This window comes from Pseudoalteromonas sp. SR41-4 (assembly GCF_014163985.1).
Taxonomy (GTDB): Bacteria; Pseudomonadota; Gammaproteobacteria; order Enterobacterales; family Alteromonadaceae; genus Pseudoalteromonas; species Pseudoalteromonas rhizosphaerae.
In genome coordinates, this window is the sequence record NZ_JACJEI010000008.1 from 16,220 (window position 1) to 31,659 (window position 15,440).

At 40.6% G+C, this 15,440-nt stretch carries 11 protein-coding genes; 4 read left to right on the plus strand and 7 right to left on the minus strand.

All coding sequences use genetic code 11. The features are described 5' to 3' along the window. Positions 1–32: 32 nt before the first annotated feature. Genes nadD through leuS form a run of 4 tightly spaced genes read right to left on the minus strand, consistent with a single transcriptional unit; the run spans position 33 to position 4,807 of the window. A complete protein-coding gene (nadD, locus tag H5180_RS08325) occupies positions 33–668 on the minus strand; it encodes a nicotinate-nucleotide adenylyltransferase (RefSeq protein WP_182758045.1) in 636 nt (211 codons plus the stop codon). Positions 669–684: 16 nt separating this feature from the next. After that, positions 685–1,722, minus strand: a complete 1,038-nt coding sequence (gene holA, locus H5180_RS08330; protein WP_145240552.1) for a DNA polymerase III subunit delta — start codon at positions 1,720–1,722, stop codon at positions 685–687. Then, the gene (gene lptE, locus H5180_RS08335) at positions 1,722–2,216 is read right to left on the minus strand and encodes an LPS assembly lipoprotein LptE (RefSeq protein WP_145240554.1); all 495 of its coding nucleotides are present in this window, start codon (positions 2,214–2,216) and stop codon (positions 1,722–1,724) included. Before lptE ends, holA begins: the two co-directional genes overlap by 1 nt. Before the next feature lie 2 nt (positions 2,217–2,218). Continuing rightward, on the minus strand, positions 2,219–4,807 hold the full coding sequence (gene leuS / locus H5180_RS08340) for a leucine--tRNA ligase (RefSeq protein ID WP_182758046.1): 2,589 nt from the start codon (positions 4,805–4,807) through the stop codon (positions 2,219–2,221). 175 nt (positions 4,808–4,982) lie between these two features. On the opposite strand from leuS, the gene H5180_RS08345 reads away from it, so the two are divergent. From H5180_RS08345 to H5180_RS08355, 3 genes are all read left to right on the plus strand, one after another. Further along, a complete protein-coding gene (locus tag H5180_RS08345) occupies positions 4,983–5,441 on the plus strand; it encodes a zinc ribbon-containing protein (RefSeq protein ID WP_145240558.1) in 459 nt (152 codons plus the stop codon). Between the two features lie 81 nt (positions 5,442–5,522). Beyond that, positions 5,523–7,931: a Lon protease family protein gene (locus H5180_RS08350; protein ID WP_145240561.1), complete on the plus strand. Its 2,409-nt coding sequence runs from the start codon at positions 5,523–5,525 to the stop codon at positions 7,929–7,931. A 2-nt stretch (positions 7,932–7,933) separates the two neighbouring features. Then, a complete protein-coding gene (locus H5180_RS08355; protein WP_149980730.1) occupies positions 7,934–8,410 on the plus strand; it encodes an FKBP-type peptidyl-prolyl cis-trans isomerase in 477 nt (158 codons plus the stop codon). Positions 8,411–8,456: 46 nt separating this feature from the next. Here H5180_RS08355 and H5180_RS08360 read toward each other — a convergent pair whose 3' ends face one another. Genes H5180_RS08360 through H5180_RS08370 form a run of 3 tightly spaced genes read right to left on the minus strand, consistent with a single transcriptional unit; the run spans position 8,457 to position 11,601 of the window. Continuing rightward, on the minus strand, positions 8,457–9,896 hold the full coding sequence (locus H5180_RS08360; RefSeq protein WP_220493069.1) for a sugar porter family MFS transporter: 1,440 nt from the start codon (positions 9,894–9,896) through the stop codon (positions 8,457–8,459). 30 nt (positions 9,897–9,926) lie between these two features. Continuing rightward, positions 9,927–11,036: a FecR family protein gene (locus H5180_RS08365; RefSeq protein WP_145240565.1), complete on the minus strand. Its 1,110-nt coding sequence runs from the start codon at positions 11,034–11,036 to the stop codon at positions 9,927–9,929. Beyond that, positions 11,029–11,601 carry an RNA polymerase sigma factor gene (locus H5180_RS08370; protein WP_182758047.1) on the minus strand — a complete coding sequence of 191 codons (573 nt, stop codon included), beginning with the start codon at positions 11,599–11,601 and terminating at the stop codon, positions 11,029–11,031. The genes H5180_RS08365 and H5180_RS08370 overlap by 8 nt, the downstream gene beginning before the upstream one ends. Before the next feature lie 516 nt (positions 11,602–12,117). Here H5180_RS08370 and H5180_RS08375 point away from each other — a divergent pair. Then, positions 12,118–15,408 carry a TonB-dependent receptor gene (locus H5180_RS08375; protein WP_182758048.1) on the plus strand — a complete coding sequence of 1,097 codons (3,291 nt, stop codon included), beginning with the start codon at positions 12,118–12,120 and terminating at the stop codon, positions 15,406–15,408. The last annotated feature ends 32 nt before the right edge of the window (positions 15,409–15,440 follow it).

Below are 15,440 nucleotides of genomic sequence, written 5' to 3' on the forward strand. Positions count from 1 at the left end.
GAATAGCTGTTATTTTATCACGCAACTGGTATTTATTCATCACTTAGATAAAGTTGCTGTGATTGAATATACTGACTCACGCCAGTAGGAAGAAGTTCATTGTAATCTATGGCATTTTTAATCGCCTTGCGAATATCGCTTGAGGCAATAGCCATTTCTTCGCCAGCTAAAAAATATAATTTTCCACCAGCTTGCGTTGTAAGCTCTGCGCTATTACTACATTCTGCGGCTTGTTGGTATGCGAGTAACTCGCCATGGGCAGTGCATTTTAGGCCCGGGCGTTGAAATACCACAATATGACAAAGCTGAGTAATTGTTTGCCACTCAAACCATTTATCTAAGTTATTAAACGAATCCATGCCAATTAAAAATAATAATGGTTGATCTGGAAATTGTGTGCGGATCTCTTGCAGGCTTAATAATGAATATGACGGGCCACTGCGATTGAGTTCGCGTAAATCGAGTTGAAAATATTGGTAAGGTGCAATCGCTGCATTGAGCATTGCGATGCGATGCTGCGTACTTATCCCAGGTGCAGTCTTATGAGCTGGAATAGCACAAGGCATAAAGTATAAAGTCGCTAAGTTAAAGTGTTTTACACAGTGCTTCGCCATATTTATATGGCCTAAGTGAACGGGGTCGAAGGTGCCACCAAACAGTGCAATCATTATAAACGCCTAATAATTAGTTAAGTGGGTGCGCAGGCAGTGGGATCACCAATGGCTGACAAAACACCAAACAAATATGTGCCAAAGCTTGATAAGGCTTGATTAAGTTACCTTGTTTATAGCTGGCATCAAATTGTGCGAGCAACTGGGTGATTTGCTCTAAAGTATGTATCGACAAACGATTAAGTGCTTGTTGAATCGGCCCTTGCTGATTTTTCCAGATGGCTTTTTGTTTAAATAGCGTTGCCAGTTGTTCACCTTGTTGTAAGCCTAATTGTAGGCTTAGTAAGGTATTTGCTTCTTTAGTAATGGTCCATAAGATACTCACAGCTTCAGTGTTATCGCCAGCGAGTTTATTTAATACTTTAATTGCTTGGCGACTATTACCTTGGAGCAGTGCATCACTTAAATCAAAAATATCAAACTTGGCTTGATTAAGTAGGCCTTGTAAAACCTGCTGTTGATCGATCATAGCAGTGCCATGCAATAACGACAGTTTTTCGAGCTCTTGAAAACACGCTAACAAATTACCTTCAGTAGCATCAATTAGGGTGCGTTTGGCATCTGCTTGCATATTGATTTTTAAGCGCTGGCACTGCTCATCAAGCCAACGGCTTAAATGATTGCCGGTCAGGGGGTAGCAGGGTACAAATACGCCCAGTTTATCTAACGACTTAAACCAAGCACTGCGCTGAATATCTTGACTGGCCTTGGCCCCTTTTACAATAAGTACGGTGTCGGGGTTATTTAGTGCTACGAGCTGTTTAAACGTTTGGCTACCAACAATACCTGGCTTTTGAAAATTAAGATCTAGCTCGATTAAAGTGCGAGCACTAAATAACGACATACTTTGATATTGCGCTATTAGCTCTTGCCAATCAAAACCGGGCATTAAGGTAAATTTAACAACCTCATCAAAACCTTGCTGTTTCGCAATCTGACGAATTTGTTGAGCGCATTGTGCTACTTGAAAGGGTTCTTCACCAAATACTAAATAAAAAGGCTGTAAGCCTTTTTTTAATTCATTGGGTAATTGATTCGCATAACAGCGCATTATAGTTGCGACAGCTCTCTAACAATACGACGACTAGCTTGCATGCGAATTTCATTCAGTAGCAACTCTAACTCTTTTGCTTTTGCTAAAGCGTTATCTGGGTCGTCTTGATAATTACGATAAAGCTCAAAACGTTGTTCAATTGCTTCTTTGCCTGGGCGCTTGAGTAAGTAGCGAACACTATAAGCTAACTCGTACTCGGCAACCTGACCATTTTTAAATAATGATAAGGTTTGGCGTTCAAGACGATCTTTATATAAATACAGCTGAGCGACGTTTTTCTTAGGCGTGTCGAGTAACTCAACTTTGCTCAATGTGAGTTCTTTGCCAAGCATCGCAAATAACGCTGATTTTTCATCATCACCGTTTAAAGTTAAGGTGGCCAAGTCATCAGGCAGACTTGAGGCTTTTTTAAGGTGAAAGCCGCAGCTAGATAACAAAAAACAGACTAGCGCTAAGGCTAGTCCGTTTTTAATGGCATGAATAGCAGCCATAATTAGTTAGCAACCACGTTAAGTAGTTTACCAGGTACGTAAATAACCTTACGGATTGTTACGCCATCAGTGAACTTAGATACGTTAGGTTCAGCAAATGCTAGTGCTTCTACTTGCTCTTTAGTAGCATCAGCTGGCACCGTTAATTTTGCGCGTAGTTTACCGTTAACTTGCACGATGATCAGTTTTTCATCTTCAACAAGGGCAGACTCATCAACCACGGGCCAAGACGCATCTAAAATATCGCCTTTTTTACCCAGTTCTTGCCACAATTGATGTGACAAATGCGGCGTAATTGGTGCAAGCATAATTAACAGCGCTTCAAGCGCTTCGTTGGCAATCGCTACATCTTGTTTGTCAGCTAAAGGTGCTTTTAACAATTTGTTTGAGATTTCCATGATTGCCGCAATGGCAGTGTTGAATGTTTGACGACGTTCAACATCATCAGTCACTTTTGCAATTGCTTTGTGCAGCTCACGACGAAGCACTTTTTGCTCGTTGTTTAATGCTGATTTGTCTAATGCTTGGAAACCAACAGTGTTCACATCAACCGCATATTTCCATACACGTTTAATGAAACGATGTGCCCCTTCAACACCTGAATCAGACCATTCAAGCGTTTGCTCTGGCGGTGCGGTAAACATCATAAATAAACGTACCGTATCAGCGCCGTATTGAGCGATAACTTGTTGCGGGTCGATACCGTTATTTTTTGATTTAGACATTTTGCTCATGCCTGATGAGAATACTGGCTCGCCGTCAACTTTATGCCATGCTTTAGTCACGCGGCCTTTGTCGTCTGTTTCAGTATTTACATCACTAGGGGAAATCCAAATGTCGCCACCTTTTTCATCTTTACGATAAAATGTTTCGGCAAGTACCATGCCTTGGCATAATAAGCGGTCAAATGGCTCATCTGAATTAACTAAGCCAAAATCACGTAATAATTTATGGAAAAAGCGCGAATACAATAAATGTAAAATAGCGTGCTCAATACCACCAATGTATTGGTTTACTGGTAACCAGTAGTTTGCCGCAGCTGGATCTAGCATACCTTTGTCATGGCGTGGACTACAGTAACGTGCGTAGTACCAAGATGATTCCATAAACGTATCAAAAGTGTCAGTTTCATGAAACGCAGGTGCGCCATTAACTGTGGTTTTAGCCCATTGTGGATCTGCTTTGATTGGCGATGTTACACCGTTCATTACCACGTCTTCTGGTAAGCGCACCGGCAGCATATCTTCAGTCGCAGCAAGTTCGTTACCGTTTTCATCGCTTAACATTGGGATTGGTGAACCCCAATAACGCTGACGGCTAACACCCCAATCACGTAAACGGAAGTTTACTTTACGCTCACCAACACCCAGTGCTTCAAGTTTGTCAGCAATAGCCTTAAATGCGCCATCAAAATCAAGGCCATCAAATTCAGCTGAATTTACCAGCACACCTTTTTCAGTGAATGCCGCTTCATTTAGGTTTACTTCAAGATCTGAACCTGCGACAGGTGCAATGACTTGTTTGATGTCTAAACCGTAAGCGGTAGCAAATTCAAAGTCCCGTTGGTCGTGCGCGGGTACGGCCATTACAGCACCTGAGCCATAATGCATTAATACAAAGTTGGCAACCCAAATTGGTACTTGCTCACCGGTAAGTGGGTGAGTAGCAAAAAAGCCCGTTGCGATGCCTTTTTTCTCCATCGTCGCCATATCAGCTTCAGCTACTTTGGTGTTTTTGCATTCATCAACAAAGCGTGCCACAGCGTCGCTATTTTTAGCTGCTTCTTGTGCGATAGGGTGTCCGCCTGCAACAGCAACATAAGTCACACCCATAAAGGTATCAGGGCGAGTGGTATAAACGCTGAATGTTTCGTTGTTATCGGTGCGTTTAAACTCAATATCTAACCCTTCAGAGCGACCAATCCAGTTGCGCTGCATGGTTTTAACTTGCTCTGGCCAATCTTCTAACTTGTCTAAGTCGTCAAGTAGCTCTTGCGCGTAGTCAGTGATTTTAATAAACCACTGTGGAATTTCTTTTTGTTCAACTACAGCACCTGAACGCCAACCGCGACCATCAATAACTTGCTCGTTAGCAAGTACTGTTTGGTCTACTGGATCCCAGTTTACCGTTGACATTTTTTTGTACACTAGGCCTTTTTCGTAAAGCTTAGTGAAGAACCACTGTTCCCATTTGTAATATTCTGGATGGCAAGTTGCGATCTCACGATCCCAGTCATAACCAAAACCTAATTGCTTAAGTTGGGTACGCATGTAATCGATGTTCTCGTAGGTCCATTTTGCTGGCGCAGTTTTATTTTTAATTGCCGCATTTTCAGCCGGTAGACCAAACGCGTCCCAACCCATAGGTTGCATTACGTTTTTGCCTTGCAAGCGTTGGAAACGAGAAACAACATCACCAATCGTGTAGTTACGCACATGACCCATGTGGAGTCGGCCGCTTGGGTAAGGGAACATAGAAAGGCAATAATACTTTTCTTTGCTCTCGTCTTCAGTGGCTTTAAATACTTGGTTTTCTTCCCAGTAGGCTTGGACTTTTGACTCTATGTCTTGCGGGTTATATTGCTCTTGCATCTACGGTTCCAGACTTCTTGCAAACTAATAAAAAATTGCCGTTAGGATACCCCAAAAAAAGCACTAATCACAGCGTCAAATCAGTGGATTTTATATGAAATTAGTTTTCAGGGCAGGTTAACCTATACTTGTGTAAGGTATAGGTTCGCTAAACACAGTTCTGAAGGAGTAAACAATGGCTGATTATAAGACGTGGTTAACAGATTTGAGCACATGGTTAAAAGACGTAAAAGATCATGAGCTAAAAGATGCGATGGATAAGTTTATTGAATCTGAACAAGCGCTAAAAGATTTAGGACAAGAAAAATTAACTTTATACAGTGAATATTTAAAGCGCGATATTGAGCACATCCAAGAGCACGATCAACACTATGGTTCCCTTGCATGGCAAGAGCTTAAAGAGTCTTTGTGGTTTGAACTTTCACATATCGAAGACAAAACTCAACTTGAGTGGCAAGCATTAAATCAAGATTTTAAGCACAATGGGGTATATCACCAAGGCGAATGGATAGCCATGGGCACATTAGTATGTAAGAATTGCCAATATAGTTATGATATTTACCACGCTACGCAAATTACAGCGTGTTCGCAATGTGATGGTATCTACTTTAGCCGAAAGGCACTACAACCTTAAATAGTTAGTGAACAGTGCCTTTTAGTGCACTGATGCCACCTTACAAAATCAACGAATATGTTGGTATAAAAAGAAGTTAGAATGACGAAGAAACTGCTGCCTTTATCTGTGTCGGCCCTTGCGCCGACAATTTCACTTAATCATGTACAAACGTGCATGAACAATCCATATCCTGAAACCTTGACTTTCATCGGTCAACAGCGGGCGCAAAGTGCGCTTGATTTCTCGTTAGGGATGGAATTACCTGGTTACAATGTGTATGTAATGGGGGAGGCCGCGCATGGTCGGTTTACCTTAGTCAAAGATAAACTTCAAGCACACAGCAAAGGCCGGCCAACACCAAATGAGTGGTTATACGTTAATAATTATGACGACCACCGCGAGCCTATCGCAATGTTTTTACAAGCAGGTCAAAGTAAACAGTTAGCTGATGATATTGACTCATTTATTGATGAAGTACTCGACACCTTTCCTGCAGCGTTTGATAACCCAGCGTACCAGCGTAAAAAGAAAAAAATCGACCGTGAATTTAACGACGCTTACGATAGCGCAATTACTGCTGTGGAAATTGCCGCGCTTGAGCAAAGTGTTGCCTTAATTGAAGAAAAAAGTGTGGTTGGATTTGCCCCGCTGATTGATGGCAAACAACTAAGCGATGCTGAATTTGCTGAGCTTGATGATGAATTGCGTGAACAATTTTATGAAGTAATTGAAAAACTCGAAGATGCACTCATTGAGGCACTGATTGAGTTGCCACGTTGGAAACGTGAATCATCTGAAAAACTCCGTAATTTAAAAAAATCCACCGCAGAGCTGGCTACTAAGCCATTACTAAAAGATCTTGAACATAAATATGCTGCGCACATTGGAGTATTACGCTATCTAAAAGACATCCGCGTGGAAATTATTGATGCGGTACTTGAGTGGCTCGATGATGAAGATGTTAGCGACGAAAACAAAGAAGATTTTGACCGTAAAGGGATGCTTACCGACTTTTTTGCACCTAATATTTTAGTTGAATTTAAAGAAGGTGATGCTGCCCCTGTGGTGTATGAGCCAAATCCTACCTTTGGTAATATTTTTGGAAAAATTGAATATGCTACTTCACAAGGCTCATTGATCACCAGTTATCGATCGATTCAGCCGGGGGCACTGCATCGCGCTAACGGTGGTTATTTGATTATGGACGCTGAAAAAGTGATGGCTAATCCACAAGTGTGGGATGGTTTAAAGCTGTCATTAAAAACTCATCAAATCAAAAATGATTTACCGTATCAAGATAGTGCTGTTGGCAGTAGCTTTACCTTGCGTCCACAGTTGATCCCGCTTGATGTAAAAATTATTTTACTCGGCTCGCGTGAGTTGTATTACACCATCGGTGAATATGACGAAGAGTTTGCTGAGCTGTTTAGAGTGTTAGCCGATTTTGATTATTACCTGCCAAGCAGTGATAAATTACAGTATCAATTTATCACTAAAGTGATAGAGTACTGTGAGCAGACGCTAAAGTGTAGTCTAACTGAGTCAGCGATGGCACGATTACTGAAATTTAGCTACCGCCAAGCAGAACATCACAATAAGCTTTCAGCTCGTTTTGCTGATGTGTTAGAGCTAGTGGCAGAAGCCAGCTTTTATACCAAGCAAGATAACTTAACTTTAATTGATGCCCATCATATTGATGAAGCGATTGAAGGCAAGCAATATCGTACTGGGCAAATTAGCGAAAATATGCTCAGCGATATCAAAGAAGGGCATACCTTAATTGCCACCGACGGTCATGCTGTAGGTAAAGTAAATGGTTTAACAGTATTACACATTGGCGATACTTCTTTTGGTACTCCGGCACGGATCACCGCCACGGTTTACGCTGGTGCGGATGGGGTAATTGACGTTGAGCGCGAAGCTGAGCTGGGTAAAGCCATTCACTCCAAAGGTGTCATGCTACTGACTGGCTATTTAGGTAATAAATATGCGCAGCAATTTAGTTTAACGCTCAGTGCTAATATCGCCATTGAACAAAGTTATGGCTACATTGATGGCGACAGTGCGTCATTAGCTGAGTTGTGTGCGCTTATTTCTGCAATTACTAGCTTACCTATTAGCCAGTCAATTGCACTGACTGGTTCAATTAACCAGCACGGTGACGTGCAAGCCATTGGCGGTGTAAACGAAAAAATTGAAGGGTTTTTTAAGCTTTGCAAAATGCGTGGTTTAACGTCTGCGCAAGGAGTAATAATTCCTAAATCAAATCAAGTAAACTTAGTGCTTGATGACGAGATCCTCAATGCAGTAGAGCTTGGCAAGTTTCATATTTATGCAGTTGAAACGGTTGACCAAGCGCTTAATTTACTGATGGATATTGCAGCAGGCGAGTTGAGCGACGGGCAATATCCTGAAAACTCAGTTAACGGCATTGCCTTAGCCCGTTTAAGTGAAATTGCAGATATCGTTAATGGCGATAACGACGAAAAAGAACACGAGAAAGAATAATCATGATCAACATTATTTTGGCGATTATCATCGCCATTTTATGCTTTTTGATTTTTCAAAATAGCAAAAAAGTAAAGCAACAAGCGGTCGCTAATGCGCAAATCGAAGCCGACTTTTTAGTGGCAAACAGCAAGGTTGAAGGGGTTATTGAGACCGCATCTGGTCTGCAATATAAAGTTGTTAGCAGCAGTGGTAGTGAGGCAAGACCAAGCCCAACTAGCATGGTGAATGTGCATTATCACGGTACTTTGCTAGATGGCAGTGTATTTGACAGTTCTGTTGAGCGTAATAGCCCAATCAGTTTTGGTTTAAATCAGGTAATAAAAGGCTGGACTGAAGGCTTACAACTGATGAGTGAAGGCGATAAATACACCTTTTATATCCCTCACCAATTAGCTTACGGTGAAAAACGTGTTGGCAGTATTCCTCCAGCCTCTTTACTTATATTTGAAGTTGAATTACTTAAAGTAGAGTCTTAGTTGAAAAAAATGGCGAAATAAATACATTCGCCATTTTAAACAACTTTTACATGGCTTCTAGCTTGATACCACGTGTTTCTTTTATATATTTAACAATAAAAAATACGCTAATAAAGGCCGAAATAGCATAAAACCCATAGGCACCAGCTAAACCAATACTACCGAGCATAATCGGGAAGGTCATGGTAATTGTAAAGTTGGCAAGCCATTGCGCACTTGCTGCAACAGCTAAAGCAGCCCCTCGAATACGATTATTGAACATTTCGCCTAATAGTACCCATACAACAGGTCCCCAGCTTAAGCCAAAAAATACCACAAAGAGATTAGCCATGATAAGTGCAAACGTGCCCATACTGTCAGTTAATGCAAGTTTACCTGCCGCATCGAGGCCTGCGCTACCAAAGGTATAAGTTAATGCACTTAAACTAATAAACATACCAATACTACCTACTAGTAATAATGGTTTTCTGCCTACTTTATCGATAAGCGCAATTGCTATAAAAGTAGATAAAATATTGGTAGTACCCGCTAATACATTGATGAATAAAGATTGTGATTCATCAAAACCCGCTGCTTGCCAAAGCTCAGAGCCGTAATAAAAGACCACATTAATGCCTACAAATTGCTGAAAAACAGACAAAGCGATACCAACCCATACGATTGGGTGTATTTTCTTTTTACCGTCAATAAATAAGTCACGAATACTTGGTTTTTTATCGCCATGAAGTGACTGCTTAACATCGTTTATTTGTGATTGGGCATCATCATTAGATATTTTTTTAAATACAGCTTTGGCTTTTTCTAATTGGCCTTGGGCAACTAAATAACGCGGCGACTCTGGTATAAATAATACTCCCAACAGAAATAATCCTGCAGGTACAAGTTCTGCCCAAAACATCCAGCGCCAAGCCGCCAGCTCAAGAATAAAAATACCTTCAGCGCCGTTTGCCGCCGAAGCGATCAGGTAATTACTTAAAAAAGCAGCAAATAAGCCAAGTACAATCGCTAATTGTTGCAGTGTTGCTAATCGTCCACGCAAAGCCGCAGGTGCGACTTCAGCAATGTAAGCGGGTGCCAATACAGATGCAGCGCCAATACCGAGACCACCAAATAGACGATAAAAAATAAATTCAGCGGAGCTGTCTGCAATGCCTGAACCAAACGCGCTAATGGCAAATATTACTGCAGTGATGATCATAATTGAGCGGCGGCCAAATTTATCAGCAAGCGGGCCCGCAATCAGCGCACCAAGAGCACAACCCAGTAAAACCGACGCAACATTAAACCCTGTTGCGACGCTGCTTGAGTTAAATGTTTTGCCAAGCGCCGACACAGTTCCGTTGATAACCCCGGAGTCAAAGCCAAATAAAAAGCCACCAATTGCTGCAACGCCAGATATAAATATAACGTAAAGTAGAGAATGGGTGTTTGTTGATAAAGAGTGATTCGGGCTATTAATCTTGCCCGACGATAAAGGTGTTGTCATGGTGATATACCTGGTTATTGTTGTAACGAATTATATAGTAGTGTGAGGCGACGCATATTTTAACATGATTTTATCGGGGCTGACTCTTTCATAACTAATATTAAAGTTATTATTAAGCACTTCGAGTAGACCTTTAACATCGCCAGTTTTGAACATGCCTGCAACGTGTACTTGCTTCAAACGTTCGTCATCAGCAAGCTCAAAGTTAATATTGGTATAGCGGCTAATTTCGGTCATTGCGTCGCTAAGTGATTCGCCTCTGAAAATGATACTCCCTTGACGCCAAGATAAGTTTGCTGCCACATCAATCGCGTCAATTTTTTCAACTTTTTTGGTAATTTCACCCTTAAAGTCTAAATTGAGTTTTTCACCCTTTGATACCGGCGTGGAATGCAGCGATACATCTTTTGCAACTCTAGAAGTGCCATTATTGGAGAGGTTAGGTACAGCGGTTGTATACTGCTGAGCAACTAATACTTTTCCATCGGTAACAATAAGTTCTATTTGTTTATTGTTTACCTCTACATTAAACGCAGTTCCAACGGCTTGGATTATTTTATTACCAGTGACGACACTCAAAGGCCGTGAGGTATCATGTGCGACATCAATATGGATCTCACCACGAAGAAGATTGATTACTCGGGCTGATGGAGTGTATTTAATATGGACAAAACTATTTGTATTGAGTGTTATTTTACTTTGGTCAGGCAAAATAATATCTTTACTTTCTCCAATCGCAGTTTGAAAGTTTAATTGTTTTGCTACTACCGCAGATTTATTCGCTTGGTTAAACAGCGAAAAATTAAATGTTTCTTGAAAAAAGCTAAGCGCAACAGCCAATAAAATGGATGCTGCTATTGCGCCTAACCACACAGGGAGTTTTTGTTGTTGTTTTGATGCTTGTGGAAATAAGTCTGATAAACGACTTAACTCACTCATTTTATCCCACAATTGTGCAACTTCTAGCAGAACCTCAACATTTTTGTAAGAATCTCCAAGCCAAGCTTTAAGTGCTTCTTTTTCATCGCTGCTAAGGTTTCGGTCAAGTTTGGCTAGCCACTCACTCGCTTGATCTAAGCGTTCATCTTCAACTTGATTACTATCTTGGGAAGATTGATGGATCTGATGAATGTTACTCATATTTGCCTCCTGCACTGAGGTTTGCTGAAGGGGCTGGCTCATTATAGGTGCTTTTATTTGATTGACGCATAAACAGCGTACATCTTTTCATGCCTGTTGCAATATGCTTTTCCACGGTACTTTCACTAAGCTCCAATTGTGCAGCTATTTCACGCTGCGAATAGCCATACACTTTTTTTAATACAAATACTTTTCGACACTGTATCGGAAGCAATCTTACGGCTTCACAAAAATTCGAAAATTCATTATCGGTAAGTGTGCTCTCATACATCTCATCTTTGTATTGTTCACACAGAAGTTGCTCAAGCGCTTCCATATTATCAATACCGTCGACCAAGCGTATATTGGCCTGTTTTTGATAATCTAATGCTAAATTACGCGCAGTTTTATAGATAAATGACTTGGGAGAGTTAATATTGTCGCTGTTTTCAATTTTGCATATACGCACATACGTTTCTTGCACAATATCTTCAATTTCATGAGGTGGCACAATTTTAGCCACAACTCGCGAAATGCTTTTTCTTGAGACTAAATAAACCTTGTGAAGTAGTGTGTCTTTCGTCATTAACGTTTTCTCATCGGATTTAGCTCTGCTGTTATTATTTTTATGCCAATACTTAGTAAGACGATTGAGATAAAAAAATCCACTAGGCAAAAACCATTTAATCGCATTTTTTTAATATAACGTTACCCATTGCCCTTTACCGATCTATTTCTCGTTTTGCTTAAAGCTTGTAATTACAGTGTTAATTGTACTACAGTTTTTAGCAATCAAGAGTTCGGGTCTTGGCGCTAAGCTACTTAGCATCGTATGGTGCTTCTTTGGTTGTTAAAAAAACAGCGTACAAATTATCTTAATTTACATCACTAAGTACTTAGATATTTACACCCAGATAGATACTTTAAATACGATTTAAACTTTTTAATTACTTGTTCTAATTGACGATATGCAGCAATTTTAGAAATGGGTTTAGCGGATAAAAACAGCAATTACTTTGCAAGCGAAACATTATTCAAAATTGAATATTTCGCCGTTGTATTTTAGTAATAATAAAAACAAAAAGGCTTAGCAATTTTCAGTATGACTAGTCAAAAATATATATTATTTGTAAATAATCGAAAATATTTATGGGGGAAAATAAAAACTCACTCGTCTTTGTTTTGTGTATGGCGAAAAACCATGCACATGAAATATCAAACATCTCAGCTTCATTTTTGTGTACTGGTTTTGGTTTTTACTTTGTTTAATACAGAGGCTCAAGCAAATACCAAAAATGGCAAGATTATGTTTGATATTCCAAGACAAAGGGCTGATCTATCGCTGATTAATTTTGCAGAGCAAGCTGATATTACCTTGTTGTTTCCGTTGGATAAAATCCAACAGTTGCAGACTAATAATATTACTGGTGAGTATTCAATAATAACTGCATTAAATAGTTTACTTGCAGGGACAGGCTTGCAATCACATGTCAGCGAAGATGGGCAAATATCTATTTCGATAGATCCACGCTTCGAGAGAAATGACAACATGACTAATTATAAAAAAAACGGGGTGGCGAGTGCCGTACTCGCAGTGCTTAGTAGCGTTACACTACCTGCAGTAGCCGATACCGCAGAACAAGGACCGGAAATAATTGAAGTAAGAGGAATAAGAGGATCACTTGGACGCGCAATGGATGCTAAACGTGAAGCGGGTGGAGTCGTCGATTCTATTTCAGCAGAAGATATTGGTAAATTCCCCGATACTAACTTAGCTGAGTCATTGCAACGTATCACCGGTGTTTCGATTGACCGTTCCGGCGGGGAAGGGCAATTAATCACGGTACGGGGATTCGGCCCGCAATTTAATACCGTGTTAGTCAATGGCCGCCAAATGGCATCTGAAAACCAAAGCCGAGCATTTAGTTTTGATACTATCGCGTCGGAGCTGGTAAAGAGTTTAGATGTATTTAAAACATCAACAGCAACAAAGCAGTCAGGCGGTATAGGCTCAACAATCAATGTAAATACCGCTCGTCCATTTGCTATTAATGGCTTTAAAGTAGCCGGCAGCATAAAAGGTATTTATGACGACAATAGTGAAGAAACAACGCCAGAGGTATCAGGATTAATTAGTAATACATTTAATGACGATACCCTAGGTTTGTTATTCGCTGTTTCACGTCAAGAACGTAGAACCCGGTTAAATCAAGCACAAGTAGATGGCTGGTTAGAAAATGTTGGCGTGCCTAAGCCGCAAACACAAAGCGGACAAGCTTATACTGGCAATATTTTTTCTCCCCGTAATTATGATCATAAAGTAACCACAGAGACGCGCACTCGCACCAATGCTAATTTAGTTATTCAATATGCCCCGTCTGATGATGTAGTGATTACTGGCGATGCACTGTATTCTGATTTTGATGTTGAAGCCGATACAACGTCTTATGGACACTGGTTTACTGCACCCAATTTAGAAGGGTTTGGTAATGCTGATGGACCAACTGTTGACGAAAATGGCACGGTGATTGATCTTTATCAAGAAGTTGGGCTTGCAACGGATATGCACGCTAAAAAATTCGATCGTTTAACAAACTCCAGTGCGCTTGGGCTTAATTTACAATGGCACGTAAACGATAATTTAAAAATGAATTTTGATTTAAGCCATTCAAAGGCTGAGCGTGAAGCAAATAATGGCCGAGGTGATCAGTTATCTTTGATTGGTTATGCAAACCGTGTGCGCTTTCAAGTTGATCAAGGGATCTTACCTTATGCGAGTGAGTTTGCATCGGCTGATGACAGTATTTACAGTGGTCAACAGGAGCTAGATGGCAGCGCATATAACCCGGCAATTAGCCCTGATGGGGTCTCAAATCATTTAGATCCGGCAAATAGCCGAGCTCATGTTATGTTGCGTCGTGGCTGGGCGGTCGAAGATACCGTTGATCAATTTCGTTGGGATAGTACATGGTACAACGATGGTTATACGGGTCTTGTAGCCGTAAAATTTGGTGCAATGTATTCATCCGAAACTAAAAGTCTTGAACGTTGGGATAATGAAGGTGTAGGTATACATTGTACTTTCTGTGGTTACCCAGATATGCCTAGTATGGACGGACTCGCACAGTTTGTATTTGATGCCGGCGATGACTTTTTAGATAACGTCAGTGGCAGTGGTCGTATGCCAACATCTTGGCTTGCACATGATGGTGAAGCAAACTTTGCTTATCTTGAGCAATATGCCGCTGCAAATGGGCAGCCAATTAGCTTTGATGCAGTAAAGCGTAACAAGTCATTTGAAATAACAGAAGACACAATTGCTTTATATAGCGAATTTGATTTTGAATCAGAGCTTGCGGGTATGCCCTTGTTTGCCTCAGCTGGGTTTAGGTATGAAACGACTGATGTTGAAGTGAACGGAAGCGATGAACCAGTTAACTCATTGTCAATTTTAGATAAAACAGAAATGTTAGCTAATTATGGCAATGTTCAATCTATTTCAGCTAATTCTGACTATGAAGCCATTTTACCTAATTTTAGTCTTAAGCTCGAAATCAATGATGACTTAATTGCCCGTGCTGCGGTATCACAAACAATCACTCGACCGACGCTCGATAGTATGTCACCGGTAACAGTGATAGAAACAACGCGGCAAGGTGGCAATTTAACATCCAGCTCTGGTAATCCAGCGTTAGCTCCTTTTACTTCTGATAACTTAGATCTATCTCTTGAATGGTACTACGGCAATGCAAGTTATGTATCGGCAGGTTATTTTAGAAAAAATGTTGCTAATTTTATTATCAATACCACTGAAGACTTAACCTTTGAACTGCCCGGTGGCGGTCTACTTACTGATCCTTCCACAGGTAATGATGTTGATAGTCCAGATCCAGCAGACACCACGGCGGTGTTTACCAATACCATACCAAATAACAGTGAATCAGCAATTGTTGATGGGTGGGAGGTTGCTCTACAGCATACTTTCGACAGTGGCTTTGGTTTTATGGTTAATGCCACTATTGTAGATAGTAACAAAGAGTTAGATGCTGCAGATATTACTCAAGTGTTTGCTCTTACAGGCTTAAGTGATTCATATAATGTGGTAGGTTTTTATGAAAATGATTCTTTTCAAGCTCGCTTAGCTTACAACTGGCGAGACAGCTTTGTGCAATCGTTAAGTCAACTTAATGGTGATGGTGTAACTATTGTAGAAGACTATGCACAGCTTGATGCGAACATTAGTTATGATTTAACAGAACACGTCACAGTCTTTATTGAAGGCATTAATCTAACTCAAGAGTATGTTCACAAACGAGGTCGTTTTGCTAATCAAATGCTACAAATTGAAGACAGCGGTCGACGTTTCATGTTCGGTATTCGCGGTAATTTCTAGGCATTAATCGGGTAAATAAAGTGACTTTTATG

Excerpts from the sequence above, each read along its gene's own strand:
- nadD (WP_182758045.1), bottom strand. The coding sequence starts at position 668 with ATGATTGCACTGTTTGGTGGCACCTTCGACCCCGTTCACTTAGGCCAT.
- holA (WP_145240552.1), bottom strand. The coding sequence starts at position 1,722 with ATGCGCTGTTATGCGAATCAATTACCCAATGAATTAAAAAAAGGCTTA.
- lptE (WP_145240554.1), bottom strand. The coding sequence starts at position 2,216 with ATGGCTGCTATTCATGCCATTAAAAACGGACTAGCCTTAGCGCTAGTC.
- leuS (WP_182758046.1), bottom strand. The coding sequence starts at position 4,807 with ATGCAAGAGCAATATAACCCGCAAGACATAGAGTCAAAAGTCCAAGCC.
- H5180_RS08345 (WP_145240558.1), top strand. The coding sequence starts at position 4,983 with ATGGCTGATTATAAGACGTGGTTAACAGATTTGAGCACATGGTTAAAA.
- H5180_RS08350 (WP_145240561.1), top strand. The coding sequence starts at position 5,523 with ATGACGAAGAAACTGCTGCCTTTATCTGTGTCGGCCCTTGCGCCGACA.
- H5180_RS08355 (WP_149980730.1), top strand. The coding sequence starts at position 7,934 with ATGATCAACATTATTTTGGCGATTATCATCGCCATTTTATGCTTTTTG.
- H5180_RS08360 (WP_220493069.1), bottom strand. The coding sequence starts at position 9,896 with ATGACAACACCTTTATCGTCGGGCAAGATTAATAGCCCGAATCACTCT.
- H5180_RS08365 (WP_145240565.1), bottom strand. The coding sequence starts at position 11,036 with ATGAGTAACATTCATCAGATCCATCAATCTTCCCAAGATAGTAATCAA.
- H5180_RS08370 (WP_182758047.1), bottom strand. The coding sequence starts at position 11,601 with ATGACGAAAGACACACTACTTCACAAGGTTTATTTAGTCTCAAGAAAA.
- H5180_RS08375 (WP_182758048.1), top strand. The coding sequence starts at position 12,118 with ATGACTAGTCAAAAATATATATTATTTGTAAATAATCGAAAATATTTA.